The organism is Pontiella agarivorans (genome assembly GCF_034531395.1).
GTDB lineage: Bacteria > Verrucomicrobiota > Kiritimatiellia > Kiritimatiellales > Pontiellaceae > Pontiella > Pontiella agarivorans.
This window is the reverse complement of the sequence record NZ_JARVCO010000002.1, coordinates 789,147-815,262: the sequence shown is the minus strand read 5'-3', so window position 1 is coordinate 815,262 and position 26,116 is coordinate 789,147. Positions and strand designations below refer to the sequence as shown.

Below are 26,116 nucleotides of genomic sequence, written 5' to 3'. Positions count from 1 at the left end.
GATTACCCTTCCAGTACATACGGCCGCTTACTTTTCAGGCCGGGTTCATCGTACTGCTTCATCTGGCGGAAAAGTTCGTCCTGCATTTTTTTGGCGATCTCTTTATATTCCGGATTGGTGTACTGGTTCTCCAGTTCATCCGGATCTTTTTCGAGATCGAACAGCCAGGGTTTTTCATTTTTATCGAGCACCAGTTTGTAACGATTGTTCACAGCCGCCACCCACCATCCGCCGGTTTTGGCGAAGTAGGTAACACGGTCGCTCTTCACCACCTTTTCCGGATTCAGGAAATCGGTCGAAGTATCCTGCCCATGGAACGATGCATCGGTTTTAATGCCCATGATCGACAGTGTGGTCGGCGTGAAATCGCAGTTGGTATATGCCTTATTAATCACTTTTCCGGCCGGAATCGTTTTCGGATAACGGATCACAAAGGGGATCTTTGCCGAAGCTTCGTAGGGGACCCCTTTGTTGCGCCGGTTGTGTTCGTAGAACATATCGCCGTGGTCGGCAGTAAACACAATAATCGTATTATCCTTCAGGCCGTTTTTATCGAGGAAGGTCAGAATACGTCCGACCGAGTCATCAATATGTTTCACCATACCGAAATACTGCCGCAACGGTTTCGGATCGAATCTTTCTGCCTCGTTATGATCCATCTTATTCAGCGGTTTGGCCCATCCCGGTTTGGCGGCCGTATATTCCGGATCCTGTGTTTTCGGCGGCTGCAGATCCATGTGGTCATACATCGTATGGTAGGGCGGCCGCGCATAGTCCGGGGTGTGCGGATCTGGAATTGAGAGCATCACTGCAAACGGTTTATCTTTATCCCGTTCAAGAATTTCAAGGGTTTTGTCGGTGAACCAGTCGGTCATATGAACGACTTCATCTTTCGGCAGCTTCGTCACGGACCGTTCTCCCAGGCCGCCTTTGAAAACCTGTTTGTTTTTCACCTGGAAGAAAGGGGAATGGCCGCCGCGCATCATATGGGTGTTGTCTGCAAATCCTGCTTTATATTCAATCCCGAAAGTGTATTTGCTGTGCCCATCCAGATGCCATTTTCCGACATACGATGTGGCATAGCCGGCATCGCTGAGGATGGTTGCAAAAGTGGGAATATCCTGCCGGATATGATCGCCGTTTTTCGGAGCGCCGGTAGCTTGCGGATAAAGGCCGGTAATCAGCGATGCACGCGACGGGGTACATACCGGGGAGGAGCAGTAATAATTATTACAGATGGCGCCTTCGTGGGCGATGGAATCAATGTTCGGCGTGTCTACGCCGTACTCTCCGCCCCAGACAAAGGCCTGGTCCGGCGAAAGCTGCTCACGGTAGCAGCCGAGTGTGCGGAAGTTGTGCTCATCGGTATGAATGATAAGGAGGTTCGGTTTTTTTGTTTTTCCGGCCAGCGTTGTACGCGTCATGCTGTTGAATCCTGCCGCAGTCATAAGGGATGAAAATTGTCTTCTGTTCATAGTGTGCTCCTTATTTTCCAATGGTTGGAACTCCGCTTCGGCGCAGTTCAATACAGCGCCGGTGCATCGTCTCTATACGTTGCCGGTATTCCGGATTTTTGATCAGGTTGTTCTGTTCTTTCAAATCAGTGCGCAGGTTGTAAAGCCCGATGGGTTTCATCACGCCGTCTTCCAACAGCTTTTCGGGCTTAAACTTAAAATCAGGAATTTTACGGGATGCTTTAAGAATCAGTTTCCAGTCTCCATCGCGAATGGCCCAAGTAGGCCCGCCGGAGGACTGATGCATCAGATTCAGGTGACGCTCGCGATTTTCACCCCCCAGAAAGAGAGGAATGAGATTGAGAGAATCTTTGATCCGATTACGGTCAACCCGCTGGCCGGCAAGTGTTGCGACAGTGGCCACCATGTCATGAGAAACCATCGGTTCATCGGAAACTGATCCCGCTTTGATTTTTCCCGGCCAGACTGCAATGAAAGGAATGCGGTGCCCGCCTTCCATAATAGAGCCCTTACTCCCGGTCAGGCCGTTCGAGGTATCGTGCCCGGCCGCCTTCATCTCTTTATCCCAGGATAGCCCGCCGTTGTCGGAGGTGAAGATAAACAGCGTGTTGCTGTAAACGCCGGAAGCTTTCAGAGCCCGTACCAGCATGCCGACCTGTACATCCAGCTCTTTAATCATATCGCCGTGTTTGCCCGGAGTTGTGCCTTTGATTTTGATGCCGTCAATTTCTTCGGGAGGCGCATGAGGAATATGCACGGCCTGAGAGCAATAGTAGATGAAGAAGGGGTCTTTGGCCTGGGAGGCAATATATTCCACCGCTTTGGCGGCAAGGATCGGTCCCGCCTGCGTCGGGTCCCAGTTGGAATCGGCGATGCCGCCGCGATCGAGATGTTTTTTCGATGTGGAATAATGGGTCTGGTCAGCATCGATTTCCATGATTACAGAATCGTCGGCCAGCTTCATCCAGGTCTGGTTTTCATAAAAAGCAAATGGAATATTCTGCACCCCCTCCGGGAGTTCGAGGGCATACTCAAACCCGAAATGCAGCGCTCCGCCGGATTCTTTTTTCCAGTCTATCGGATAACCCAGCCACGAACTCCCGAGCCCCCATTTTCCAAAAAAGGCCGTCCGGTAGCCACCGGCTTTCGCCAGTCGGGCTATGGTGGTGAAACCGCCTTCGTCGATGCCTGATTTTTCTTCCGGCTTCCAGACTCCGAACGGTTTGTGGTTCCGATAGGAATAATTTCCGGTCAGCATCGAAAAGCGGGTGGGGGCGCAGAGCGATGCCGGGGAGTGTGCATCGGTGAAGCGCATACCTTCGGAAATGAGCCGATCGATATTCGGGGTTTCCACTGTCGGCTTTTTATGGCCGGCCGCACGTTGATAAAAGCTGAGATCACCCAAACCGATATCGTCGGCCATCACCAGCACAACATTCGGCATTTCGGCGGAGACCCATGTCGCGCACAAAAATGCAAACGTGCTTATCCATATTTTCATCATCCCGTGCCCTCGTTCGATCATGCGTATGTAACGTTACAGGATACACATGCTGGACGTGAAACGGGTGCAATATTGCGGAAAAGACATGCGTTAATTTGTCATATCGAATCGCTTTACTGCTGGTTAATCCTGGTATCCGAATTTGCGCGAAATCCGCCGTGCGGTTGCGACAACCTTTTTTCCAACCATTGGAAAAGAAGCTTCAGTGAGATTGAAGGAGGTGCCTGTGGCCCAGATCATGGCGATCGGATAACCGGCATGATCGCGGATGACCGTACCGACGCAGTGGCAGCCTTCGAATTCTTCGGCCAGATCCGTTGCGTAGCCTTTTTTCCGAATATCGGAAATTTCAGCCAGCAGCCCTTTTTTCGTTGTAATGGTACGGTCGTTGAATTTGGTGAGGGTGATTTTTGAAAGAATAATATCGCGTTCATCGTCGGGCAGAAATGCGAGCAACGCTTTTCCGGGTGCGCCGGAGTGCAGGTTGAATCGGGAACCGAGATCAACAGAAAACTTAAAAGGGCTGCCGCCGGTGGCCTGTTCGAGAATAACGCCTTGGGTGCCTTCGAGAACCGCGAGATAGACTGAGGCATTCACAGCATCGCGCAGATCGAGCATTTCACTGAATGAAGCTTCAACAATTTTACGGTCGCCCATTGCGGTGGCTCCGAGTGACATCATTTTTCGGGTCAGCGCATACCGGCGTGTCGGTTCATCGCGGGCAATGTAGCCGTGATCAATCAGAGTTTCTGTAATCCGGTAGACACTGTTTTTCGAAATTTCGAGCGCATCAATCATTTCTTTCTGGGTCAGGCCTTGCGGGTGATCGGCCAGCAGCTGAAAAATGTGGAGTGCACGTTCGAGATTGGGAACATGATATTTGTTATCTGCCATGATTGAGCCTTTTTTACCGATATTTGAGTCTTCAAATTACGCGACACAGCGTTTATATTGCGAGCTATATTTAGACAATAGGGATATATATGAAACCAAATACCTTATGGACAGCTGTTTTTATGCGCAAATTTTTCCGTATGGTTCTTATAATGGGCATCGTGGGCTGCGGCGTTTTTCCAATGCGAGGAAACGCTCAGGAAAATTCGAAGGCTTCGTTGCGGGCTGCGGTGGAACATTTGTCGGAAACCTATGGCAATGCGTATCCAAAGGCGGATGAATATCTTCAGCGTCTGGAAAACCTAACCGATGCCGCTTCACCGGCTTTTACAAACCTCCAACGCGAGGCCTTGCTGAATCATCCGTATGTGAAAAAGTATGAATGGTTGGTGGAGGTGCGCAATCAGTATTGGGGCAGTCACGGTCCGATTAACACCATGTTTCAAAACGGTGATACGCATAAAGGGGATCTTGCCGGAATTAAGCACTGGCACAGTCATGGGGGCCGTCTGGAAGTGATTTCCGTTCAGGATGACGGTTCAGTGGTGCGCAAAGCGGTATTGGCGGAAGAGCCGCAAGGTACCCTGCGCGATGCGGATGTCAGTTTCGACGGCAAGAAGATCCTCTATTCGATGCGCCGCAATAAAGCGGATGATTATCATCTGTATGAAATGGAGCTGGAAACCGGAAAGGTGCGCCAATTGACATTCGGCTCTATGATTTCCGATGTGGATCCCATTTATATGCCGGACGGAAAAATTATATTCAGCTCAACGCGCGATCCAAAGTTCTGCCAGTGCAATCGGCATATTTCGAACAACCTGTTTGCGATGGAGGGCGACGGAGCCAACATCCAGCAGATCAGCTTTAACGGACTGGCTGATTTTCATTCCAGTCTGATGCCGGACGGACGGGTGCTTTACAGCCGCTGGGAATATGTGGATCGGCATTTCGGTCCATCGCTGGGGTTGTGGACCACCAATCCTGACGGCACCCGACATGCGCTGTTTATGGGGAACAACGCATGGAGTCCGGGATTTATGGGAGATGCCCGGGTGATACCGGGAACAGATCAGGTGGTCTGCATTTACGGAGCGTGTCATGATCTGCCGTGGGGAGCACTGGCTGTAGTGGATCGTTCAAAAGGTCTGGAAGGTCCGGAACCCGTCATTCATATGTGGCCGGAGGCCGGCCGAAAACTGATTTCGCCGGATGACGAGAGTAATATGGATATGAAGAACCGCTGGCATATCGACAAGTTCCGCAATCTTCCGGCACGATATGAAGATCCTTATCCCGTTCACAATGTAGAGCAAGGGAACGGCGGCGGATATTTTTTCCTTGTTGCAAAGGCGTTGGACGGACCGCTGGTGGCCTATAAAAATGCCCGGAAAAAGGATCCGGTGAATATGGCCATTATGCTTGTTGATGTTTTTGGCAACGAAGTCGTGCTTTATGAGGTGAAAACTCCGCACCAGAGTCCTTACGGTCCCGTTCCGCTTGCGGCGCGCCCGAAACCGCCGGTTATCCCGAGTTCCGTTGATCTGTCCCGAGATCATGGCAGCCTGTATGTGAACGATGTGTATCTGGGAACCGATGATGAAATGGCCGGGGTGAAGCGCGGCGATATTAAATACCTGCGGATTGTGGAAGCGCCGCCGCGCAGAATGTGGTCAGAAGGTCAGATCTGGGGAATTGATGCCGCGCAGGTGACGGCCATGAACTGGAATCTGACCAATAATAAACGGATTCTCGGAGATGTTCCGGTTGAGGCAGACGGTTCGGCCTATTTTAACCTTCCGGCAGATACCTTTGTTCAGATTCTGGCTCTGGATGAAAACAAACAGATGGTGCAGGCCATGCGTTCCGGCACCGTGGTGCGCCCGGGGGAGACGCAGGGCTGCATCGGCTGTCATGAAAACCGGCGGGATGCGCCTTCGGCTTCGAATCCTTTTCCAAAGGCCATGCAACGGCCGCCCAGCCAGCTGGAGCCCTGGTTGGATACACCGAGTGTGGAAGAAGCAAAACCCTTCAATTATCTGACCGATGTGCAACCGGTTTTTGATCAGCATTGTGTCAGCTGTCATGACTATGGCACGGAGGGCGGGCGGGTGCTCAACCTGGCAGGTGATCTGAGTCTGCCTTTTAATGTTTCCTATACTGAACTGATGGCAAAATCGGGCTTGCGGTATGATGGACCGGCGGAAAAACTCGTCAACTCTGTGCAGGACGGACCGCCCGGGGTGCTGCCGGCCTACGCCTGGGGATCGCACCGAAGCCGGCTGGTGCGTATACTGCAGAAAGGGCATTATAACGTGAAACTGTCCGAAGATGAAATGCATCGTATCATCAGTTGGATCGACGTGAACGCCGTCTATTACGGCGCCTATGCCTCTTCCTACAACGGAAGAAATCCGATTCTCGCGTTGGAAAACGGATGGAACAAACAGAAAAAAGTGATGCTCGGTATGGAAAATCGCAAAAAAATTGCTGATTTCTATGTGGAACACGGACACCTCATTAACTTTACCCGGCCAGCGCTTAGCCCGGTTCTGGAGATGATTTCGGACGACGCAGAGCGCAGCGAGGTGCTTGCCATCCTTCAGGAGGCGTCTGCGGTGCTGGCCGAAAACCCGAGAGAGGATCAGACCAATTCCAACGTGGCACAGTCGGAAATCGATAGACATAACAAGGCACGATATATCGCCAACCGGACGGCCAACCAGCTGGCGGTTAAAGCGATCCGCGAGGGTAGAAAGGTTTATCCGTTTAAAGAGCAGTGTCCCCATACTGACTAAAAGACCGCCCTGCAGCTGTCCCGAACCGGGGACTGTGTTCGTTACCTGCACAATGAAAAAAGGCAGGGACACGATGAAATACCGTTTGATTTGGGGACTGTTGGCGTTGCCGCTGGTACTGTCGGCCAAGGAGCAGGTCGAGGTGAAGCTGTATCCGACGGTGATCCGCAGCATCGGCGGTGTTACGGAATTTGACCGTAATCAGTTTATTACGATTCATGAAGGCCCCCTGAATTCCCGGCTGAAGGAGTATTACAGCTACCTCGAAGATGAACTCGACGTGCGCTACGGACGCGACGGCGGATCGCTTTCCGGCGCGGCTCGGAATATTCCGGCAGATCCTGACCGGCCTGATTTTCCCGATATCGGGCAGATGAAAAAACGAGGAAAAAAGCATCGTGAACGTGCAGGCTGGCGTCCCGATGCGGATCCGCAGCAGGTGCGCGAAACCGTGATCTGCACTCATCCTGAACGGATGCATCCGACGCCGGAAAACAATTATGCCGCATGGGGCCCGAGAACCATGGAGGGCGCGGCAGAATTTTATGCGTATTTCCTGAAATATTATTTTACCGATGAAACGCGACCGCTTTATCTGGAGGTGCTGAACGAGCCGTTTGTGCATGCCGATGAAATCGGTACCACTGCGGAAAAAATGGCAGAGCAGCATGTGCATGTGGCAAAGCGGGTGAAGGCGCTGAATCCGGATGTGAAGGTCGGGGGCTATACGGCAGCCTGGATTGAGGTGGAGCAGAACGATTTTCGCCACTGGTTCAACTGGGAAAAAATGTTTATTGATACGGCCGGTGAAGCAATGGACTTTTTCTCTTATCACACCTACGACGGTGTAAACGTTACCGGCGAACCGCGCAATCGCACCGGGGCCAACACCGAAGGTATCATGGATCTGTTTGACAGCTATAGCTTCATTCGTCTGGGGGAGGCGAAACCGCAGGTGATTTCCGAATACGGAAAAATTCCGGGGGGCGGAATGGCCAATCATATCTACAGCCCTGAGCGTACGGCGAAACAGCTCAGCTCGCTCAACGGACAATTGGTGATGTTTATGGATCATCCCGACCGAATCATTAAAACGGTTCCCTTTATTCTCGGCAAAGGACTCTGGACGTATCAGCCCGACCGCGAGAAAGATGCCGCCAACCCGTTTCTGCTCTGGCGCATGAAGTCCGACGGCTCATTTGTGGAGACGCAACTCTCGCTGTTTTACCATTTCTGGAAAGGGATTTCCGGACAGTGGCGCTGGAGCACATCGTCGCATCCGGATGTGCGGGTTCATCTGCTGGCAGACGGAAATAAACTGAACCTGATTCTGGTTAATCTGGATCAGCGCGACAAAACAGTGCATTTGTCCGGGTTTCCGGACTCTGGAAACGGAGCGGTGTTTTTCCGAAGCCTGGAAACGCATGGCTTGAAACCGCGTTTTCATGAAGGACAGTTGAAGCGCCCGCCTTCAACCGTAAAGCTGTATCCGGGACACAGTATGCTGCTTAAATTTGAAACGGAAACTCCGGTCACGGCGCTGCGAACAATTCGGGAGCACCGCGTCTATGCCGCGGATTATATGAAAAATATTGTGGCGGACGAAGCGGTCGCTTTTGAATTTCCGGATACACCGACGGGAAAAGGAACGGCATTTCTTCGTTTAACACCGGGCCGGAAAAAGGGATTGGCCATTCTTCCGGAACGGGTCCTTTTCAATGGAGCGCCGCTTGAAATTCCAACCCGCTGGGCGGGTGATGATCAGGCCGGGCGTTCCACCTTTTTCGGAACTCTTGCCATCCCGGTTCCCGCTAAACTTCTGGAGGAAAGCAACGTGGCGAAAATCATTTATCCCGATTCCGGCGGACGGCTGGCCTGCGCGGTTCTGCAGGTCAATCTGCTCGAAGAATAGGTGGCAATTTCACATATATGATTTACGCAAACGCATGTTTTCCGAAGGGCCTTCCCACCGTATAACTGCCACTCATTAAACTAGAGGTAGTATACATGCGATGGATCTCAGCAATGCTGGCGTTGTGTGCGGTGATTTCTGCACAGGCCGGCCATATTCGGCAGAATTTTGACGGGGACTGGAAATTCAGAAAGGGCGACGACCCCGAATGGAAGGTTTCCGCTTTTGATGATTCAGACTGGCGAGCGTTACATCTTCCGCATGACTGGAGCATTGAAGGCGAATACAGCGAGAGTCATCCCATGGGTGATCAGTGCGGGTATCTTCCGGCGGGCATTGCCTGGTACCGGAAAACCATTGATGTGGATCCGGCCTGGAAAGGGCAGCACGTGGAAATTGTCTTTGACGGCGTGTTTATGAATTCCACAGTCTGGGCGAATGGCCGAAAGCTCGGAACACGGCCCTACGGCTGGATTTCCTTTGCTTACGATATTTCCGATGCCGTCCAGAACGAAGATTCGATTACTTTTGCCGTACGGGTGGATAATGAAAAACAGCCGTCGGCGCGCTGGTACACCGGAAGCGGGATTTATGCGCACACCTGGCTGGATGTGATGGACAAGGTACATGTCGTGCGCGACGGGGTATTTGTTCGAACACAGGGCGAAACGGTTAAGCTGGATGTCGAAGTCGAGAACACATTGGATCGCATTCAGCCGATAGAGCTGGACGTTTCTATTGTTGATCCTGTCGGCAATGAAGTCGCGCAAGGTTCAACTTCCCTGACGGCTGATCCGGCTGCAGTTCAGGTTTCGAGTTTCACATTTCAAGTTCCGAAGCCGCTTCGGTGGAATATAGATTCGCCCCGTCTCTATCAAGCGATCACGAAAGTTAAGGTTGCGGGAACAACGGTTGACACGCTTCAAACCCGTTTCGGTATTCGTGATATTGAGTGGAAACCGGAAAGCGGCATGTGGCTCAACGGCAAAAACATTAAGTTGCGGGGCATCTGTAATCATCAGGACGCCGGCGCATTGGGTGCCGCGGTTCCGGACAAAATTCTTAAATACCGCATTCAACAGCTCAAGGATATGGGGGTGAATTGTTTCCGAACGGCACACAATCCGCAAACACCGAAGTTTTATGAGCTGTGCGATGAAATGGGCATGCTTGTAATGGATGAAATTTTCGACGGCTGGGAGCGCAAAGCCTATGAAGATTACGGGGCCCGTTTTTTTGACGATTGGTGGGAGCGGGATCTGACCGACTGGATTCGTCGGGATCGCAATCACCCTTCCATTGTCCTGTACTCCGTCGGCAACGAAACCCACGGCGATGTGGCCCCGGAACTGGTTGCCAAATGCCATGAACTGGATCCGACGCGACCGGTGACCTCGGGTCACTCCAACCATGAGGATATGGATATTGCGGGATTCAACGGCCACAGCGAAAAGATGGGGTGGTGGGATGAATTCGAAGCCATGAACAAAGAAAATCCACGGGTTTTCATCGGAACAGAAAACACACATACCTGGCAGGTGCGCGGCTTCTACCGTACAAAAACCTGGTTTCGGGATGGATTTCCAAACGAAAAACAGAGGCCCTATCCGTGTCCAGATCTCACCGATGAGGAAATTTTCACGTATGACTGGATTCCCGACGGCGACCGTTCCAGCGGAAAACAAATTTTCAATTCGAGTTATGACAATGCCATGGTTCGCCTGACAGCGCGGAAGAACATCGAGCAGCTGCGGGACATTCCGTACTATGCCGGCTCTTTCCGCTGGACCGGGCACGATTATATCGGCGAGGCGGGCTATGTGCATGGCGGGTGGCCGTTTAAAGCCTTTATGGGCGGCGCCATTGATCTGGCCAATTTTGAAAAGGATCTTTTTTACCTTTACCAAAGCCAATGGACAGAAAAGCCCATGATACACATTCTGCCGCACTGGACGCATCCGAATATGAAGGAAGGCACACGTATTCCGGTTCAGGTGTATTCCAATTGCGATGAAGTTGAACTGTTTTTCAACGGCGAATCGCTGGGCATGCAGAAGCCGGGCCGAAAATGGGATGAAATGCAGTGTCAGTGGATGGTGCCCTGGAAGCCGGGGACATTGCGGGCTGAAGGATTTCGAAAAGGGAACAAGGTTGCTCAGAAGATCATCCGGACTGCTGACACACCGGCTCGGATCAGCTTGTCGATTGACGGCGATCCATTGAAAGCAACAGGTCGAGATCTGGTTCAGGTCCGTGTGACCACCACAGATGAAAAAGGCGAATTTTATCCGTATGGAGAAAACCGCACCTGGTTCAGCGTAATCGGTAACGGGCGGATCAAAGCACTGGATAACGGAAGTCCGGTTGATGTGGAACCGCATTTCGGAACGGACAATCGCAGGGCATTTTACGGCCTGACCCGGGCTTATATTGAAGCGGTTGATGACGGAAATATGAGCCTGCTGGCCGCCTGTATTCTGGGAGAGAAAAAACTGAAGTTTTCCAATAAGGTGTCCATCGATACGGATCTGCTTTCGCTGCGAGGGCCGCTTCCCGAGATTAAAAAAGAGATTTTCTACACCACCGACGGCCGGCAGCCTACACCGGAGTCAATGCCTTACACCGGCGCGTTTGAGGTTAAACCGGGAACCACGGTGAAAGCTCTGGTTGTAATCGACGGAAATCCGCTTTTGACACTGGAAGAACGCTTTGCAGACGATGAAGGGTTTATCTGGGAAGGGGGAGGCCAGCAAACTTCAACGCCTGGGGTACAGGCGGAAACGGCAGATTTCAACGGTGCATCGGTGGAAACCTGGGGCGAATATTACCGCGGAAAAGGCTATCTTAAGTTCGGCAAAAATGATGAAGCCTATGTGGAATGGTATCAGGAAAATGATGGCGGCGCGGGGCCTGCCGATTTGGCTATTCGCTACGGGGGGCGGATTAAAAATGCAAAAGGTCATACGGTAAAGCTGATCATCAACGGTGTGCTCGTGAATGACCAGCTGTTGTTACCGAATACACGCCGGATCGGCAAAGAATGGGCCACCATTAAAGTGCCCGTTGAAATCGGCCGCGGGGCAAATACCATCCGGATTGAACCCCGCAACGCCGGACTGTTAATCGACGAAATTTTAATTCGATGAGTGTTGTCTGTCCTGTTTAGAGCGTGAAAATCATTCTTTACTGTAAACAGGAGTATTATGATGAAAAGACATTACATGGCAGCACTCGTATTCGGCTTATCGCTGGCTGGTTCAGCCTTTTCCGGAAACTGGAATAATCTGTTCGACAATGAGCTGTCGAACTTTGAAATCTGGATGGGAATTCCACACGATTCGGTAAAGGGGCTGCCGGCTGGAACACCGACGTCTCCGGATTGTCATAAGGGCACACCGATGGGACTGAACAATGATGTTAAAAATGTTTTCAGCATGATTGAGGAAGACGGCGAACCGGTGCTGCATGTGAGTGGCGAAATCTACGGCGGCTTGACGACGCTCGACTCTTTTGAAAATTATCATTTGCAGGTCTGGATAAAGTGGGGCGATAAACAGTGGGAACCCCGCCTGCATACGCTGCGCGACAGCGGCATTCTCTACCACTGCCACGGCGAACACGGGGCGTTTTGGAAGGTTTGGAAATCGTCTCTTGAATGCCAGGTTCAGGAAGGTGATCTGGGCGATTTTATTCCGCTGGCCGGCCCGCGGGCAGCAGTCCGTACCGTGGCCGTCGAGGGAACCAAACGCCGGCGCTATGACGCTGCGAGCGCGGAGTATACCGGTGGTTACATCAGCGCCTGGCCGGAAACCGATAAACCGCATGGCGAATGGAACCTTATGGAAATTTACAGCCTCGGCGACACCTCTGTTCATGTGGTTAACGGCGAGGTGGTGATGGTGGTTGAAAATGCGCAGCGTGCTGATGGAAAACCGCTGACCCAAGGGCAGATCCAATTGCAGTCCGAGGCCGCTGAATGTTTTTACAAAGGGATGCGCATTCGTTCCATCAATGCGTTGCCGAAACAGATTGAAAATAAAATCCGCCTGAAAGGAACCGAATGAACAGACGCCGATTTACCGCATTAACCGCCGCCGGAACCTGCATTTTTCCGGGTATTGGAAATGCTGCCCGGAATGAATGGCAGCAACTGAATCGACAGGTTGAGGCCAAGCAACAGCAGCTGGGGCGTCTGATAAAAGACGCGCGGCGGAGAGGTTGCGTGGTGGATTATGCGGTGGCGTCGTATCAGGTGATCGGACTGTTTATTGTTGCGGCGAATCATGATTACGCCAACCGTGACCGCGCAGCTGAAATTTTTGCGGGCCGCTGGCACTACCGTAAAATGGCTCCGGAGTATGCAGTCGATTTTCCGATCAAAGAACTGAACAGCTGCATAGATGTGGCAGATTATGCAATTACGCAACTGCAGCAGCAGATGGCGGGAAAGATCCGGCCGGTTGCTCCCCCGGATCTCACCAAAGGCACGATGAAGCTTGCTCCGAAGGCCTATGAGCTGGAGGGCCGGAGGGTGTTTCCGAGTTCGCTGGTGTGGACTCCGGCGCGAAAAGAGGAATTAAACTGTTTCGGCCGGATTGGCGGGGCGTATCTGCAGATCCCGCAGCTGCAGGAGGATGGAACGCCCGGACGTCAGCTACAGTCCAGAATAAAGTCATTTGCTGAACAGGATGCTTTCAATATGGCACCGCGTGTTTTTCTCACGGGGCATAACACGCCCGGTTGGATGAAGGAAAAACATCCCGAAGTTCTATATGGAGGCCGAAACTTTACCACCTACGATATCGACAGTCCGCTGATCCGCGAGTGGATCCAAAAACTTTATTCCGGCATGCTTCCGGAATATGCGAAGGCCTGCGAAGCATTTCCCATGGTGCATTTGCTGGCGAATGAACCGCATTTTGCCACCCGCAAAGGCGGATGGAAGGCGGAGAACGGGTTGTCGGATTGCACCATGCAGAAATGGCAACAGTGGCTGGCCGATAAATATGCAGAAATTTCGGCATTGAATACCGTTTACGGCACGGAATACAGCGATTGGGATCAAGTGCTTTTCCAAGGACTGGAACCGAAGCAGCGTCTCATGGATCAACGGCTGCGCGGAACGCCGCTCTGGTATGACTGGGTGCGTTTCAACCATGACCGGGTGAATGAATGGTTTACGTTCCTGAAAACTGAAGCACAGAAAAATGACAACGGGCGGAAGGCCCCGGTGTCGATTAAAGTGCTCGGTTACAGCCTCTCTAAAAGTGAGCGCGACGGCGGAATGGATATGGAATATCTGACCGACCTGCAGGAGGTGATGGGAGCAGACCTGCGTTGCGCCCCGCAGGGGGCACAGTTTTTCGGGAAACATGAAGAGGGGATGGATCCGAAAACAGGATGGAAGGCACATTTTGCGTATGAGTGGTCGGAACAGTCGATGTTCCTCGACTGGTCGAAATCCATGTATCCCGAAAAAGTGTTCTATGATTCGGAATGGCATGGTTTCAGCTCGGTCAGCTGGCGGCATTTCAACATGAGCCGCGACTATGTTCGCTCTGCTCTCTGGTTGGCATTTACCCATGGCATGGGAATGATTAACGCCTGGCTGTGGGGTCGCCGCACTGATGGATCGCTGAATCCGCAGGGCGATCATATCGGCGAGCTTTCGAATCAGCCGATTGCGGTGGATGCGTTCAGTCGCACCATGAAAGAGCTGAATGCCCATGCGCAGCAGATTGTGGACATTCAGCCGGAACAGCGTGATTTCTGGATTTATTATTGCGAAGAAGCCGCCATTCAAGATGAAACCTATACCCACGGTATGCAGCAGGTTTATGAAGCCCTCAAACTGTTGAACTTTACCGTCGGTTTCACAACACCTTCAAAAATCGACGGCCTTGATCCTGAAACACAGACGGTGATTGTGCCTCCCACGGCTTACATTCTCGATGAAAGCCTCAATGCGCTTAAATCGTTCAGCGGACGGTTGGTGCTGGTGGGGGGCGAGGAAAGTTTTGTGAAAAATGAGCATGGGGCTCCGCGTTCCAATGTTTGGAAGCCGGATGGATTTGCAGCAATTCCAAAAGGCGACTGGCCGGATTTACTGAAGCCGCTGGAAACTGCGCTGCGTTCCGTTGCCACTCCGCCGCTGCTGCCGGTGCGTATCGAAGATGCTGAAGGCCATAACGCCATCGGGGTGAATATGTTTGTGAACAAAGATACAGAAAGCGGCCGGGTGATTGTTGCCCTGAACAATATCAGCAAAGACCCGCGTGTGGTCTTGCTGCCGGATGAAGCAATGGCGGCGGATCTCATCACGCAGCAACGCTGTGCAAACCGGATCAGCATGGCACCGTGCGATGTTCGACTGCTCATGATTGCGTAATAGCTGATATTTTATTCGCAATTTCAGGTATTCGCATAGTGGCACCTCCTTCACTATGAATTGTATGAATAGATTTTTTATACTGATTGGGGTGGCGCTGTGTTCCTGTTCCCCGGCAAAGGTTAATAAATCGCAATACGTGATTCCGGATGGACTGGTTGAAGGCGGCGCGTTCATTGATCGTTTTATGCCGGTTCCAACGGTTGGAAAACTGCGGAACGATGTCTGGGGCGGTGACCATGTGCGGCCGCGGGATGTGGATAACGGGATCGAGGATGAAGCATGGTCCTACTGGGGCGGAAATATTGTTAAAGGCGATGACGGTAAATACCATATGTTCGTCTGCCGCTGGCCGGAAAATAATGTAAAAGGCGGCGGAAAAAAATCCGGTCACCACACCTGGTGGAGTTCGGTTATTGTGCATGCGGTCAGCCCTCAGCCGCTGGGTCCTTACCACGTGGTCGAAGAGATCGGGGAAGGGCACAATCCGGAAATCTACCGACGCAAAGATGGTTCCTATATTATCGGCTGTGTCTGGAAGCAGGCCTACAAAGCTCCTACGCTGGATGGTCCCTGGGAAAAAATTCCATTCAGTTTCCAATGGCTGGAAAAAGAGGGAAATGAGACCAACCGCACCTATGTTCCCCGCGAAGACGGGTCGGTACTGATGATTAATAAACAGGGGTTTGTATTTGTCAGTGACCAGGGCGATGAACAGTTCCGTCAAGTGACGGCGGAGTCGTTTTATCCGCATATTCCCGGGGCCCACCTGGAGGACCCGGTGGTGTGGAAAGATGAGGTGCAGTACCATCTGGTGGTCAATGATTGTTATGGCCGGGTGGCGTTCTATTTTCGTTCACCGGACGGCGTCAACTGGAAATGGGCACCGGGACATGCCTACGATAACCATGTTGTGGTTCATGAAGATGGAACACGGGAAGCCTGGTATAAACTCGAACGGCCGAAAGTTCTGCAGGATGAATTCGGCCGGGCGGCCTATATGAATTTTGCGGCGATCGACAGCAAAAAGGATGATGATGTTGCAAATGACAACCACAGCTCGAAAAATGTGGTGGTTCCGCTGCGGGTGCCGCGACGTCTGGAAATTCTGAACCGTGAACCGATTACCGCTGAAACGGAAAAAATACGCCTGCTGATTAAATCGGAGCCCGGCTTCCGGCCGCTGGAAGATGTGGATTTTGAATCGCTGCGTTTCGGAGCGCCGGAAGCGGTCAATTTCGGACGCGGTTGCAACGGGATCAAATCCAGTGCTGCGGGGGATGGACTTATTGTGACGTTCGAGGGCCGCGGCCATGAAATTACGGCGGACAACTTTACTGCAAAACTGATCGGCAGAGATACACACGGAGAACTGCTGTTCGGATATGCGCGTTTACCTTAGGAGATTATGATGCGAATCAAATGGTGTACGGCAGGACTGGCCGCACTTTCCATATCCGGAATATGTGCTGCGAAAGAATATGAACCGACCTGGGAATCCCTGGTGAATTATGAAGCGCCGGAGTGGTATGAAGATGCCAAGCTGGGGTTCTGGGTGCACTGGGGCGTTTATTCGGTACCGGCGTTTATGGGGGATCATGCGGGCGAATGGTACGGCCGCTGGATGTATGTGCGCGAAGGCCAAAGTACTCGGCATGATCAGGGGCTGGCGACGGCACGGCACCATCGGGAAACGTATGGTGATCCCGGCACATTCGGTTATAAGGATTTTATTCCGATGTTCAAAGCGGAACACTTTGATGCGGATGAATGGGCGGATCTCTGTGTGATGGGCGGTGCCAAATTTTTCACGATGATGGGAGCGCACCATGACTGTTTCTGCCTGTGGGACACCAAACTGTCCAAATGGAACTCGGTCAATATGGGCCCGAAACGTGACCTGGTGGGCGAAGTGGAAAAGGCGGTGCGTAAAAAGGGACTGAAGTTCGGCGTCTCCAATCATACAGCATTTAATGTGCAGTTTTTCCAGTGGAACCATATTAACGGTTACGATGCAAAGGATCCGGCAAATCGGGATCTGTACGGTGACCCGATTATGCTTGAAGAGGGGCTTGAAAACGCACGGGTGAAACCGGAGGAGCAGACCGAAAACAAAGGGCGATGGGCCTGGTTTGCGCGTACCCGCGATAAAATTCGGCCGAGCCCGCGGGATGTGCAGCGGTGGATTGACCGCACGAAGGAACTGGCGGATCTGTATCATCCGGATCTTTATTATTTTGACTGGGGACATCGGCTCGATGAATACGAGCCGGGACGGCGCGAATTTGGCGCGCATTACTACAATCAGGCTGTTGCTTGGGGAAAAGGTGAGTACGGAGCACCGGGCGTGGTACTGAATTACAAATCGCGCTGGTACAAACCGGGTTCGGCGGTACGCGATTACGAACGCGGCGGTATGGATAAAATCGGCGATATGGTCTGGCAGACAGATGACTGTGTATATGACGATCATAACTGGAGTTATGTTCCCGGTGTGGCCATCAAACCGACCAATACTATTGTGGATCAGCTGATGGATATTATCAGCAAACGCGGCGTACTGATGCTGTCGTTTGCACCGAAAGCAGACGGCACCTTTCCTGAGGATCAGAAGAAGATGATGCGGGAGCTGGGCGGCTGGCTCAAAATTAACGGCGAAGCGGTTTATGCCACACGGCCTTACGAGGTTTATGGTGAAGTGGGTAATCAGTGGTTTGAGAAGGATGAACACGGCCGTAAAAAAATGATTGCGACGGAAGACGATATCCGGTTTACGCGAAATAAAAATAATACCGTACTTTATGCCACATTGCTGAAATGGCCGGGCAATAAAGCACGCATCAAAACTCTGGCAGGTGTTGATCTTTCGGGAGTGAAGTCGGTAACGCTGCTCGGAACAAAAGGCGAGCTCGACTGGACTGCGTCTGATAACGGGATGATCATTACCCTGAAGAAACAGCCGGATTACGGTTTTGCCTATCCGATCCGCATTGCTTTCCGCAATCAGATTGCCTCCCCCGGCCCCCTCACAATTGAACATTAAATTTAAGGAGTGAACATATGGAAAACAGACGTGCAATGATGAAGATTGCCGGTGCGGGCCTGGCGACGGCTGGCTCGGTACGGGCCGCCGCCAAGGTGGAAAAATCTGAAGACAGCTATGCCTCGGCAACGACCATTAAAGGTGACCGCAAACTGGAGCGCGTGCAAATCAAGATGAAGCCGCCGCTGTTCTGTCCGTATCACAGTCTTTCCAGTGCAGCGGAAAAAGGCGGTGGCGGGCATTATTATATAAGCACGCCTTTCGAACATAATCCGTTCACAATCAATGCTTCGGGAATGTCTGGATCGCCGGTGATTATGGATTCTGTCGGACAGTTTGTCGGATTTATGACGACCTTCGGGTTTGAACAATCTACGTTTGCGTTCGACGGGAAACAGACCCTGACGGTGTCGGTGCCTGAGGGGCAGGAAATTTTTGTGGAGAAGGGCGGCGACGCGGCGTGGAAAAAATATAATTCCTTGATGATGCAGCGACTGAATTTCCAACCCTTGGAAGATTATCCGGCGTTCTGGTCGGATGTGGAGTATTGCACCTGGGTGGAACAGAAAGTGCAAAGCAAGGTTCGGCGGGGACATTTCAAGCTGCTGAGTCACGATTTTGTGAAAGCCTATATTGATAAACTCATTGAGTTTGATTATCCGAAAGGCAAGCTGACGCTGGATCACGGCTGGAGCGTTTTTCCGGATGGCACGCTGGAGTCGGGGTTTGGCTCATGGGAGCCGGATCCAAAAACGTTTCCTGACTTTGAAAAAACCATGCGTATGATTAGCGAGGCCGGCTTTACACCTGGATTGTGGATCGGTTTCCCGAAGGTGCATCATAACAGTATCATCGGGAAACGGTATCCGGAAATACTCGGAAACTGGAGTGCCGGAAGAGCGGTGAAGCCGAATGCAGAGCGTTGGCTGAATCCGAAAGCCGATATTTTCAGCTATGCTTTGGAAGTGATCGGACGGTATCAGAAAATGGGCGTTAAAAAGTTCAAAATTGATATGTCCTACAATACCAAATCGGACATGCTGCATATTCATAAAGCACTGTATCGCGCGGCCAAGCTGATTGACCCCGAACTGGAAATGGAATTCCATGTTCCGGATATTTTCTTTGCTCCCTTTGCTGATGTCAACCGGACCAACGACATCTGGATGAATCCGAAGTATGACTGGCCCGGCCGGGTAAAATCGCATTATACCGTGACGTATAAATCCGCGCCCGGCCGTGCGATCAATTTGGATCATATCGGCGGGAATGATACGGGAGCTCAGGCGCTGACGGAGGCGAACTATCTCAAACATCTGGCGATGTATAAGGGTAAAACCGGTTATCCTCTGGTCTCTGTTTTGCCGCACCACATCAGTCAAAAATGTGTCGACGCCACAGGAGAGTATCTTTGGAACTATGATCAGGGCGAACGAAGAATCGTTTCAGATTTCTTCGAGGCATAAAAAAACGGCGTAAGGAAAAGAGGAGGAAACCTTACGCCGACAAACAAGAACCCAACAAAAGCTTCTCGTTTTTTGAGGAGATTGATATTTAACGTCCGCACATTTGTGCATTCGTTAAGGAGAATATAGCGGGGATGACGGTTATTTGCCTATATGCCTTTACGTCTTTGATATGCGCAATTTAACCATTCAGAGAATGAAGGACAGCGTGGCGGTGTCCTGGTCTCCATCAAAGGAGAAAAGGTGAACACTGCGATTACAGGTTCCGGTTTCTGAATCGCCACGGGAAGAAGAAAATCCGCCATACAGATCGGCTGAAAAGAAGGAATCACTTAACTTGATATCACTCTCAGTCAGCTTAGACAGCAATGCGCCGGTTCGAGCGTTCAACAGCTCCACCTGTATCTTCCATCCAGCACTTGTTTCTCCTTTTTTCATGGTCATATTCATGATCAGGCGGTCCGATACATCACTGTTTGCAAGTCCCATTTTTGCTGCCGGCACCGGATCAGATAGATAGAGTTTATTTTCTGTGGTCTTGAATCCGAATTTATACTTATCACTCCTCGGAGTCCGCGCAAACAGGCCTCGCAGACAGCCTGCTCCCTTCGGTTGATTGTTAACCAGTAAACTGAAAATATCGGATCCTCCCTTGCCGCTTACAGTGAAGCTGAAATCTGCGGAGACCGTGCAGGAGGTATTTTTGAGCATATTGACCGTGTCGCCACAGAATGAAGATTTCCAGATATCCGGACTCAGAATGAAAGCTTCGGCGTCCGTGTCTATATAACCCGCTTCAGAAATCCAACCCTGCTGTCCGTTGAGATTTCCCGACTGAAAACCGCCTTTTTCAGAAAACAAACTGGTTTCTCCCCAAACCATACTGACAGAAAAAAGGACGGCTGAAACTAAGTGGTATTTATTCATCTCTTGATCCCTTTAATTTAGGCTTGAAATTATAGACCAAAAGATAAAGGAACCATATAGGCGATCGCGGAATTAATATATTAAATTTTGACAATGCAAAAACTTAGAACACACGCATTTTCTTGCGATAGTCTCGCGGGGTTGACCCCGTGACCTGTTTGAATACGTGGGTCAGATAATTATAGGTGGCAAACCCGCAGGCCTCGGCAATATCCTGCATCGGCAAATCGGTTTCAGCTAAAAGCTGACGGGCTTTATTGATACGCAACCGGCGAATTTCATCAATAGGCGATCGGCCGAACATCTGCATAAACCGCCGTTCAAGGGAGCGGCGGGCCATCGGAACTTCTTTCAGAATATCGGCCATCGTGATGGATTCAAAAGCGTGATCTTTTATGAAATTGACTACTTTTACCAGCTTGGGATCGTCCACAGCCAGAGTATCGGTTGAGAGACGGTCAACAACCCCGAGCGGCGGAAGATAGATTGTTTCGGCCGGAACTTTTTTACCTTGCAGCATACGATGCATCAGCTCAGCCGCTTTGTAACCGATCTGCTCCGTGGGACTGTTGATCCCGGAAAGAGCGGGAAAACAAGCGTGGCTGAGCAGTTCGTCGTAGCTCCCGCAGAGAATGGCGATGTCGTGCGGAACAGCGATCCCGACGCTCATGCACAGATCAACCACAAACCGACCGTTGCCATGGCCCCAGACCAGCAGGCCGGTGGGTTTTGGAAGCTCCTTCAGCCAGGCCGACAGACGTTCGTATTCCTCCTCAAAGGGACCCTCCAAGTAGAAATCCTGACTGTCGAGATCGTATTTTTCAAGTGCCCGTTTAAACGCTTTGCCATACCAGAGCGGATTGGGATTGTGACTGGATCCCACATAGGCGATGGATTTGAAACCACGGTTTACCAGATGATCGGCCGCCATTTTGGTGGCCGCGGCATCGTCGGTCCGTACACAGGGGAAGGCATATCCATTCAGCGGAACATCGCCGACGTTTACGATGGGCAGGTTCAGTTCTTCTAGTTCTTCAGCAAGATCATTTGATACCACACGGCCTATAATTCCATCACCGCGCCAACCTTTCGGCAGTTCTCTCAGATTGCTTTCTGTAGAGGAGCTTACCCAGATGTGCCAAGGACCGACCTCATTGGCATAGGTCAGAATTCCTTTAACAATCCTGCGACCCCATGCGCTGGAGGTACTGACCATAATGGCCACCTGCAAAATCTCATTCCTTTTAGGCATGTGGCGAAATATTGCACAGGACATGCGATCAATCAAGTTTTCCACGAACAGGAAATGGTTTATCCGCTTGAACCCGTTGTTGAGATTCCGCGGATAAATACTTTCTGGGCACGGAAAAACAGCAAAACAATAGGCAGGGTAAAGAGGGTAGCCGCCGCCATCAGCTGCGTCCATTCACTGCCGTGAGTTCCCATAAACTGCTGAAGTCCGTAAGCGACCGTATAGTGCTTTGGGTCGTTCAGATAGAGCAGCGGCCCGAAAAAATCGTTCCAAGTGGAGAGAAACTGGAAGAGGGCACAGGTTACCAGTGCCGGGCGGGCGAGCGGCAGCATAATCTGAGAAAAAATCCTGAATTCTCCAGCTCCGTCAATGGTGCCGGCTTCGGCAAGATTGGCCGGAATGGTCTGAAAAAACTGGCGCAGCAGAAAGACATAGAAGGGGTTGGCAAAGAAAGCCGGCACAATGAGCGGCAGCATGGTTCCGTACCAGCCGAGGTTTTTGAAAATGGTAAACAGCGGAATCATGGTGACATGGCGTGGCAGAGCCATGGATGAGATGAGCAGAATGAAGAGAAATTCTTTTCCAGGAAAACGCAGGCGGGCAAATCCATAGGCGACCATTGCGCTCGAAAAAACGGCCCCAATTACATTCAGAGTGCAAAGCAAGAGGGTGTTGCGCAGATAACGTGCAAACGGCCCGGTCTGCCAGGCGGCCTGATAGTTTGACCATTGCGGTTTTTCCGGAATTACAGATGAAAGGCTGAACGTAACGGCAGCTTCATCGGCCTGCGGAAAAATATCTTCGTTTGATTTAAGCGAAGTGGAAATCATCCAGATCAGCGGCATAATGAAGGGAATACAGAGCGCAATCAGGATAAAATGTGTAATCACTTTCTGCCTGCGGGAAAGATCGAGCGGCGATTTATTTTTCATCCTGCACCGCCTTTTTACGTCGTCTAAGTTCGTTATTCACGCCCTCTTCGAGGTTCTCAAGAGCCTGCCGGGGGGTCATGTTCCCACGCGTAGCGGATTCGTCAGCTCTTTTAATCATATCATAAAGCAGCAGTTGAAAAGGGACCGGCGGGGTCGGCTCCATGTTCGGACTGTCGAGCAGATTGATAAACGTTTCAAACTGCGGGTGATTTTCAACGTAACGCGTGAAAACACCGGACTGTGCAATCTGGGGCAACGGCGGAAGCCAGCCCGCTTTTGTATAATGAACCGCCGCGTGTTCGGGGTCATCGAAACCCGTCCAGAATTTAATAAAAGCCCAGGCTCCCTGCGGATTTTTGGAGCCGACAGGAACAATCATGAAATTACCGTGAACCCAGCCGGCTTCTTCTTTTCCTCCTTCACGCGGAGGAGGCAGCGGCGCGGTCATGTAGGGGAGATCGGGGGCATATTTTTCCAGCTGGGAAACCCGCCATTGACCGTCAATCGTAATTGAACGTTTGCCAACAGCAAAGGGCCAGTCCGCCCCGTGTTTTCCCGTCAGCGATGATCGAAAACGCAACAGGCGGTCAAACCCGATGACTTTATTTTTTTCCGTTATATATTCGAGTGCCCGAAGATTTTCAGGCGTATTCAGCGTCAGTTCACCGTTTTCCCAGTTATAAAAACCGCCGCCGAAAAGCGGCGCAATCATCCGGAACCATTGCGGGATAAAACCGAGGCGCGCGAGCCGCCCTTTTTCATCGAATCGATGGAGCTGCCAGCCCCATGTGACCAGTTGTTCCATGCTGCGCGGCATATATTTCAGCATTTCCTGATATTCGGCTCTATTGCTTATCTGCGCCGGAGCAGAGTCGGGCAGGAGGCCTTCTTCGCGAAGATGATCGAGCCGGTAATAGCACGCACGCACATCCAGGGCCAGCGGCATGCAATAATGCCGCCCTTCAAAATAAGCAATCTTCTGGGCAATCGGGAAGGCGTGATCCAGAAAAAACTGATATTCCCGGGGGCTCATAAATTCATCCAGCGGAAGAATGAGCCGGCTTTCTGCAAACTGCGGAATCACCTGGTTCCACTGGGCCATACAGTCAGGAGGATCACCGCCAGCGGTTGCCAACAGAAATTTGGAGTCCGCAACGTTGGCCGGAATGGAAAGGGGAATAACTTCATATTCATCCTGACTGCGATTAAAATCGTCGCAAATGCCCTCCACAACCTTTTTCCATCCTGAAGTCCACATGTGCCAGAAATAAACCGGTTCACGGTCTGGATATTTCCGGCCATCCGGCGTTTTCAGAAACCAGCCCATAAGGAATGCAAACAGCAGAATCAGGCTGAAGGAAGCTGTGATAATTTTAAGATATTTCCTGCGCTCAGCCACCGTAATGCACCCACTTTTTATGCGTCAGAAACAGAAGAACAGTAATCGTCATCACAATGACAAAAAGAATCCAGGCCATGGCACTGGCATAGCCCATATCAAGATAGCGCCAGGAGCGTTTGAAAAGATACAGCGCATAGAAGCTCGTGCTGTCTTCGGGACCGCCCTGCGTCATAATGAAAGCCTGGGCAAAATACTGAAATGCATTGATGGTTCCCATAATGACATTAAAAAATATCACCGGTGTGAGCATGGGCAGGGTGATGTGCACGGTGCGCTGCCATGCATTGGCCCCATCGACCACAGCGGCCTCATAGAGCGATATCGGAATATTTTTCAGACCGGCGAGATAAATAACCATACTTCCACCAACGGACCAGAGCGACATGAGCACCAGCGAATAAAACGCCCACGGCTCACTGGAGAGCCAGGCCGGTCCCTCAATCCCAATCAGACGAAGCATACTGTTCATCAGTCCGATCTGCGGATTCAGCACCCACGAAAAAACAGCACATGTCGCCACCATGGGCACAATGGAAGGCAAATAAAATGCCGTGCGGTAAAATCGGATGCCCCGTACATTGAGGTTCAGCAGAAGCGCGAGTCCAACTCCGACAAAGGTTCCGAGCGGCACGGCAATCAGCGCATATTTCAAGGTAACCCCCAGCGATTTCCAGAAAAGAGGGTCGTCAAAAAACAGTCGGCGGTAGTTTTCTGAACCGACCCAAACCGGCGGAGAAACAATGTCATATTCAGTACAGGCCAGATAAATACTGGCCGCAAAGGGAATCAACACAAAAATTAGGAACCCGATGAGCCACGGGCTGATAAACAGATATCCTTTTATACTTTCATGTTTCATGCTTCAGTCGAAGAGATCAGAGTTTCGCGGGCAATGTTTTCCGGCAACGTGATATTGCGGCCTGTTTCTGCATCGAAAAAATGGGCAAAACGGTGGTCCAGACCAAAGCTGATTTCGGCGGGTTCGGTTTCGCTGAACTGATGAGGATGTATGCTAGCCACAAAATGATGTTCACCGCTCACCATGTGAAGCAGAATTTCCTCGCCGATCATTTCAGAAATTTCATATTTCCCGCTCAGCATGAAATCTGCAGTTTCATCTGCATTCAATTTATTCAGGGCGCGCGGCCGGATCCCGAAACAGACGGCCTGACCGATATAGGCCTTCAGCAATTGGACCTGCTCCTGCGGAACAGGAATGCGGAATGTTCCGCCATCAAAAAAAAGACCTTTTTCGGAAACTATGGATCCTCTGAAGATATTCATGGCCGGTGTTCCGATAAAACCGGCCACAAAAAGGGTTGCCGGATAATCAAAAATCGTACGCGGCCGGCCGACCTGCTCAATCACGCCCTGATTCATCACACAAATTCGGTCGCCGAGTGTCATCGCCTCAATCTGATCGTGGGTTACATAGATCATGGTACTGGCCACGCGAGAGTGTAACTGAATAATCTCTTTCCGCATTTCCACCCGCATTTTTGCATCCAGATTTGAGAGCGGTTCATCAAAAAGAAAAACTGCCGGTTTCCGGACTATTGCACGTCCCATCGCTACGCGCTGCCGCTGCCCGCCGGAAAGGGCTTTAGGCTTGCGTTTCAGAAGATTTTCAAGGTCGAGAATACGGGCGGCGCGATTGACCCGTTCATGAATTTCCTGTTTTGAAATCTTCCGCAGTTTCAGGCCAAAAGCCATATTGTCATACACAGTCATGTGTGGATAGAGCGCATAGTTCTGAAATACCATGGCGATATCGCGATCCTTAGGCGGTATTTCATTTACACAGCGATCACCAATATAAATCCGTCCCTCGCTGACATCTTCCAGCCCGGCAATCATCCGCAGCGTTGTCGATTTTCCGCATCCCGACGGCCCCACAAGAACCAGAAACTCACCATTTGAAATTTCAAGGTTGAAACGGGACACCACTGCCTGTCCGTCCTCAAATTTTTTACTGACTTTTTCAAGTCTGACCTGAGCCATGACACCTCCGTTTGATCGCCGATAAAAACTCCGCAGAGTTTAGCAGAATGCACGGAAGCCGGTACAGCAAAAGCGCCGGAATCGTTGCGTCATATTCTGTTTATTTCGCCAGTAAAACCTTT

The 26,116-nt window shown here is 51.2% G+C and carries 17 protein-coding genes; 8 read left to right on the top strand and 9 right to left on the bottom strand.

All coding sequences use genetic code 11. The features are described from left to right. Positions 1-2: 2 nt before the first annotated feature. The 3 genes from P9H32_RS03230 to P9H32_RS03220 all read right to left on the bottom strand — a co-directional run bounded on the left by P9H32_RS03230 (position 3) and on the right by P9H32_RS03220 (position 3,873). Positions 3-1,475, bottom strand: coding sequence for a sulfatase-like hydrolase/transferase (locus P9H32_RS03230; RefSeq protein WP_322607428.1), 1,473 nt, complete (start codon positions 1,473-1,475; stop codon positions 3-5). A gap of 10 nt (positions 1,476-1,485) precedes the next feature. Then, the gene (locus tag P9H32_RS03225) at positions 1,486-2,979 is read right to left on the bottom strand and encodes a sulfatase family protein (RefSeq protein WP_322607427.1); all 1,494 of its coding nucleotides are present in this window, start codon (positions 2,977-2,979) and stop codon (positions 1,486-1,488) included. Positions 2,980-3,102: 123 nt separating this feature from the next. Further along, positions 3,103-3,873 (bottom strand): IclR family transcriptional regulator, encoded by a 771-nt coding sequence (locus P9H32_RS03220; RefSeq protein ID WP_322607426.1) that lies wholly within the window; start codon positions 3,871-3,873, stop codon positions 3,103-3,105. Positions 3,874-4,055: 182 nt separating this feature from the next. On the opposite strand from P9H32_RS03220, the gene P9H32_RS03215 reads away from it, so the two are divergent. From P9H32_RS03215 to P9H32_RS03180, 8 genes are all read left to right on the top strand, one after another. Next, a complete protein-coding gene (locus P9H32_RS03215) occupies positions 4,056-6,671 on the top strand; it encodes an HzsA-related protein (protein ID WP_322607425.1) in 2,616 nt (871 codons plus the stop codon). Between the two features lie 73 nt (positions 6,672-6,744). Then, entirely contained in the window at positions 6,745-8,583 is a 1,839-nt protein-coding gene (locus P9H32_RS03210) for a hypothetical protein (RefSeq protein ID WP_322607424.1), read from the top strand. A gap of 95 nt (positions 8,584-8,678) precedes the next feature. Next, positions 8,679-11,729: a glycoside hydrolase family 2 TIM barrel-domain containing protein gene (locus tag P9H32_RS03205; RefSeq protein ID WP_322607423.1), complete on the top strand. Its 3,051-nt coding sequence runs from the start codon at positions 8,679-8,681 to the stop codon at positions 11,727-11,729. Between the two features lie 57 nt (positions 11,730-11,786). Beyond that, entirely contained in the window at positions 11,787-12,647 is an 861-nt protein-coding gene (locus tag P9H32_RS03200; protein WP_322607422.1) for a 3-keto-disaccharide hydrolase, read from the top strand. Beyond that, a complete protein-coding gene (locus P9H32_RS03195; protein ID WP_322607421.1) occupies positions 12,644-14,971 on the top strand; it encodes an alpha-amylase family protein in 2,328 nt (775 codons plus the stop codon). The genes P9H32_RS03200 and P9H32_RS03195 overlap by 4 nt, the downstream gene beginning before the upstream one ends. Before the next feature lie 64 nt (positions 14,972-15,035). Further along, entirely contained in the window at positions 15,036-16,373 is a 1,338-nt protein-coding gene (locus P9H32_RS03190; RefSeq protein WP_322607420.1) for a glycoside hydrolase family protein, read from the top strand. Between the two features lie 6 nt (positions 16,374-16,379). Next, positions 16,380-18,014 carry an alpha-L-fucosidase gene (locus P9H32_RS03185; protein ID WP_322607419.1) on the top strand — a complete coding sequence of 545 codons (1,635 nt, stop codon included), beginning with the start codon at positions 16,380-16,382 and terminating at the stop codon, positions 18,012-18,014. 17 nt (positions 18,015-18,031) lie between these two features. After that, complete coding sequence (locus P9H32_RS03180; protein ID WP_322607418.1) at positions 18,032-19,480, top strand: alpha-galactosidase; 1,449 nt, start codon at positions 18,032-18,034, stop codon at positions 19,478-19,480. Between the two features lie 189 nt (positions 19,481-19,669). Here P9H32_RS03180 and P9H32_RS03175 read toward each other — a convergent pair whose 3' ends face one another. The 6 genes from P9H32_RS03175 to P9H32_RS03150 all read right to left on the bottom strand — a co-directional run bounded on the left by P9H32_RS03175 (position 19,670) and on the right by P9H32_RS03150 (position 25,994). Further along, entirely contained in the window at positions 19,670-20,407 is a 738-nt protein-coding gene (locus P9H32_RS03175) for a hypothetical protein (protein ID WP_322607417.1), read from the bottom strand. A gap of 103 nt (positions 20,408-20,510) precedes the next feature. Further along, on the bottom strand, positions 20,511-21,659 hold the full coding sequence (locus P9H32_RS03170) for an AraC family transcriptional regulator (RefSeq protein WP_322607416.1): 1,149 nt from the start codon (positions 21,657-21,659) through the stop codon (positions 20,511-20,513). A gap of 59 nt (positions 21,660-21,718) precedes the next feature. Beyond that, a complete protein-coding gene (locus P9H32_RS03165; RefSeq protein ID WP_322607415.1) occupies positions 21,719-22,591 on the bottom strand; it encodes a carbohydrate ABC transporter permease in 873 nt (290 codons plus the stop codon). Then, positions 22,581-23,990 carry an extracellular solute-binding protein gene (locus P9H32_RS03160; protein WP_322607414.1) on the bottom strand — a complete coding sequence of 470 codons (1,410 nt, stop codon included), beginning with the start codon at positions 23,988-23,990 and terminating at the stop codon, positions 22,581-22,583. Before P9H32_RS03160 ends, P9H32_RS03165 begins: the two co-directional genes overlap by 11 nt. Next, positions 23,983-24,852: a carbohydrate ABC transporter permease gene (locus tag P9H32_RS03155; protein WP_322607413.1), complete on the bottom strand. Its 870-nt coding sequence runs from the start codon at positions 24,850-24,852 to the stop codon at positions 23,983-23,985. Before P9H32_RS03155 ends, P9H32_RS03160 begins: the two co-directional genes overlap by 8 nt. After that, positions 24,849-25,994, bottom strand: coding sequence for an ABC transporter ATP-binding protein (locus P9H32_RS03150; protein ID WP_322607412.1), 1,146 nt, complete (start codon positions 25,992-25,994; stop codon positions 24,849-24,851). The genes P9H32_RS03155 and P9H32_RS03150 overlap by 4 nt, the downstream gene beginning before the upstream one ends. Positions 25,995-26,116: the final 122 nt, after the last annotated feature.

Bases quoted from the DNA above. Each gene is read 5' to 3' on its own strand.
- P9H32_RS03230 (WP_322607428.1), bottom strand. From the start codon at position 1,475: ATGAACAGAAGACAATTTTCATCCCTTATGACTGCGGCAGGATTCAAC.
- P9H32_RS03180 (WP_322607418.1), top strand. From the start codon at position 18,032: ATGGAAAACAGACGTGCAATGATGAAGATTGCCGGTGCGGGCCTGGCG.
- P9H32_RS03195 (WP_322607421.1), top strand. From the start codon at position 12,644: ATGAACAGACGCCGATTTACCGCATTAACCGCCGCCGGAACCTGCATT.
- P9H32_RS03150 (WP_322607412.1), bottom strand. From the start codon at position 25,994: ATGGCTCAGGTCAGACTTGAAAAAGTCAGTAAAAAATTTGAGGACGGA.
- P9H32_RS03155 (WP_322607413.1), bottom strand. From the start codon at position 24,852: ATGAAACATGAAAGTATAAAAGGATATCTGTTTATCAGCCCGTGGCTC.
- P9H32_RS03175 (WP_322607417.1), bottom strand. From the start codon at position 20,407: ATGAATAAATACCACTTAGTTTCAGCCGTCCTTTTTTCTGTCAGTATG.
- P9H32_RS03225 (WP_322607427.1), bottom strand. From the start codon at position 2,979: ATGATGAAAATATGGATAAGCACGTTTGCATTTTTGTGCGCGACATGG.
- P9H32_RS03215 (WP_322607425.1), top strand. From the start codon at position 4,056: ATGCGAGGAAACGCTCAGGAAAATTCGAAGGCTTCGTTGCGGGCTGCG.
- P9H32_RS03185 (WP_322607419.1), top strand. From the start codon at position 16,380: ATGATGCGAATCAAATGGTGTACGGCAGGACTGGCCGCACTTTCCATA.
- P9H32_RS03210 (WP_322607424.1), top strand. From the start codon at position 6,745: ATGAAATACCGTTTGATTTGGGGACTGTTGGCGTTGCCGCTGGTACTG.
- P9H32_RS03200 (WP_322607422.1), top strand. From the start codon at position 11,787: ATGATGAAAAGACATTACATGGCAGCACTCGTATTCGGCTTATCGCTG.
- P9H32_RS03165 (WP_322607415.1), bottom strand. From the start codon at position 22,591: ATGAAAAATAAATCGCCGCTCGATCTTTCCCGCAGGCAGAAAGTGATT.
- P9H32_RS03220 (WP_322607426.1), bottom strand. From the start codon at position 3,873: ATGGCAGATAACAAATATCATGTTCCCAATCTCGAACGTGCACTCCAC.
- P9H32_RS03205 (WP_322607423.1), top strand. From the start codon at position 8,679: ATGCGATGGATCTCAGCAATGCTGGCGTTGTGTGCGGTGATTTCTGCA.
- P9H32_RS03170 (WP_322607416.1), bottom strand. From the start codon at position 21,659: ATGCCTAAAAGGAATGAGATTTTGCAGGTGGCCATTATGGTCAGTACC.
- P9H32_RS03190 (WP_322607420.1), top strand. From the start codon at position 15,036: ATGAATAGATTTTTTATACTGATTGGGGTGGCGCTGTGTTCCTGTTCC.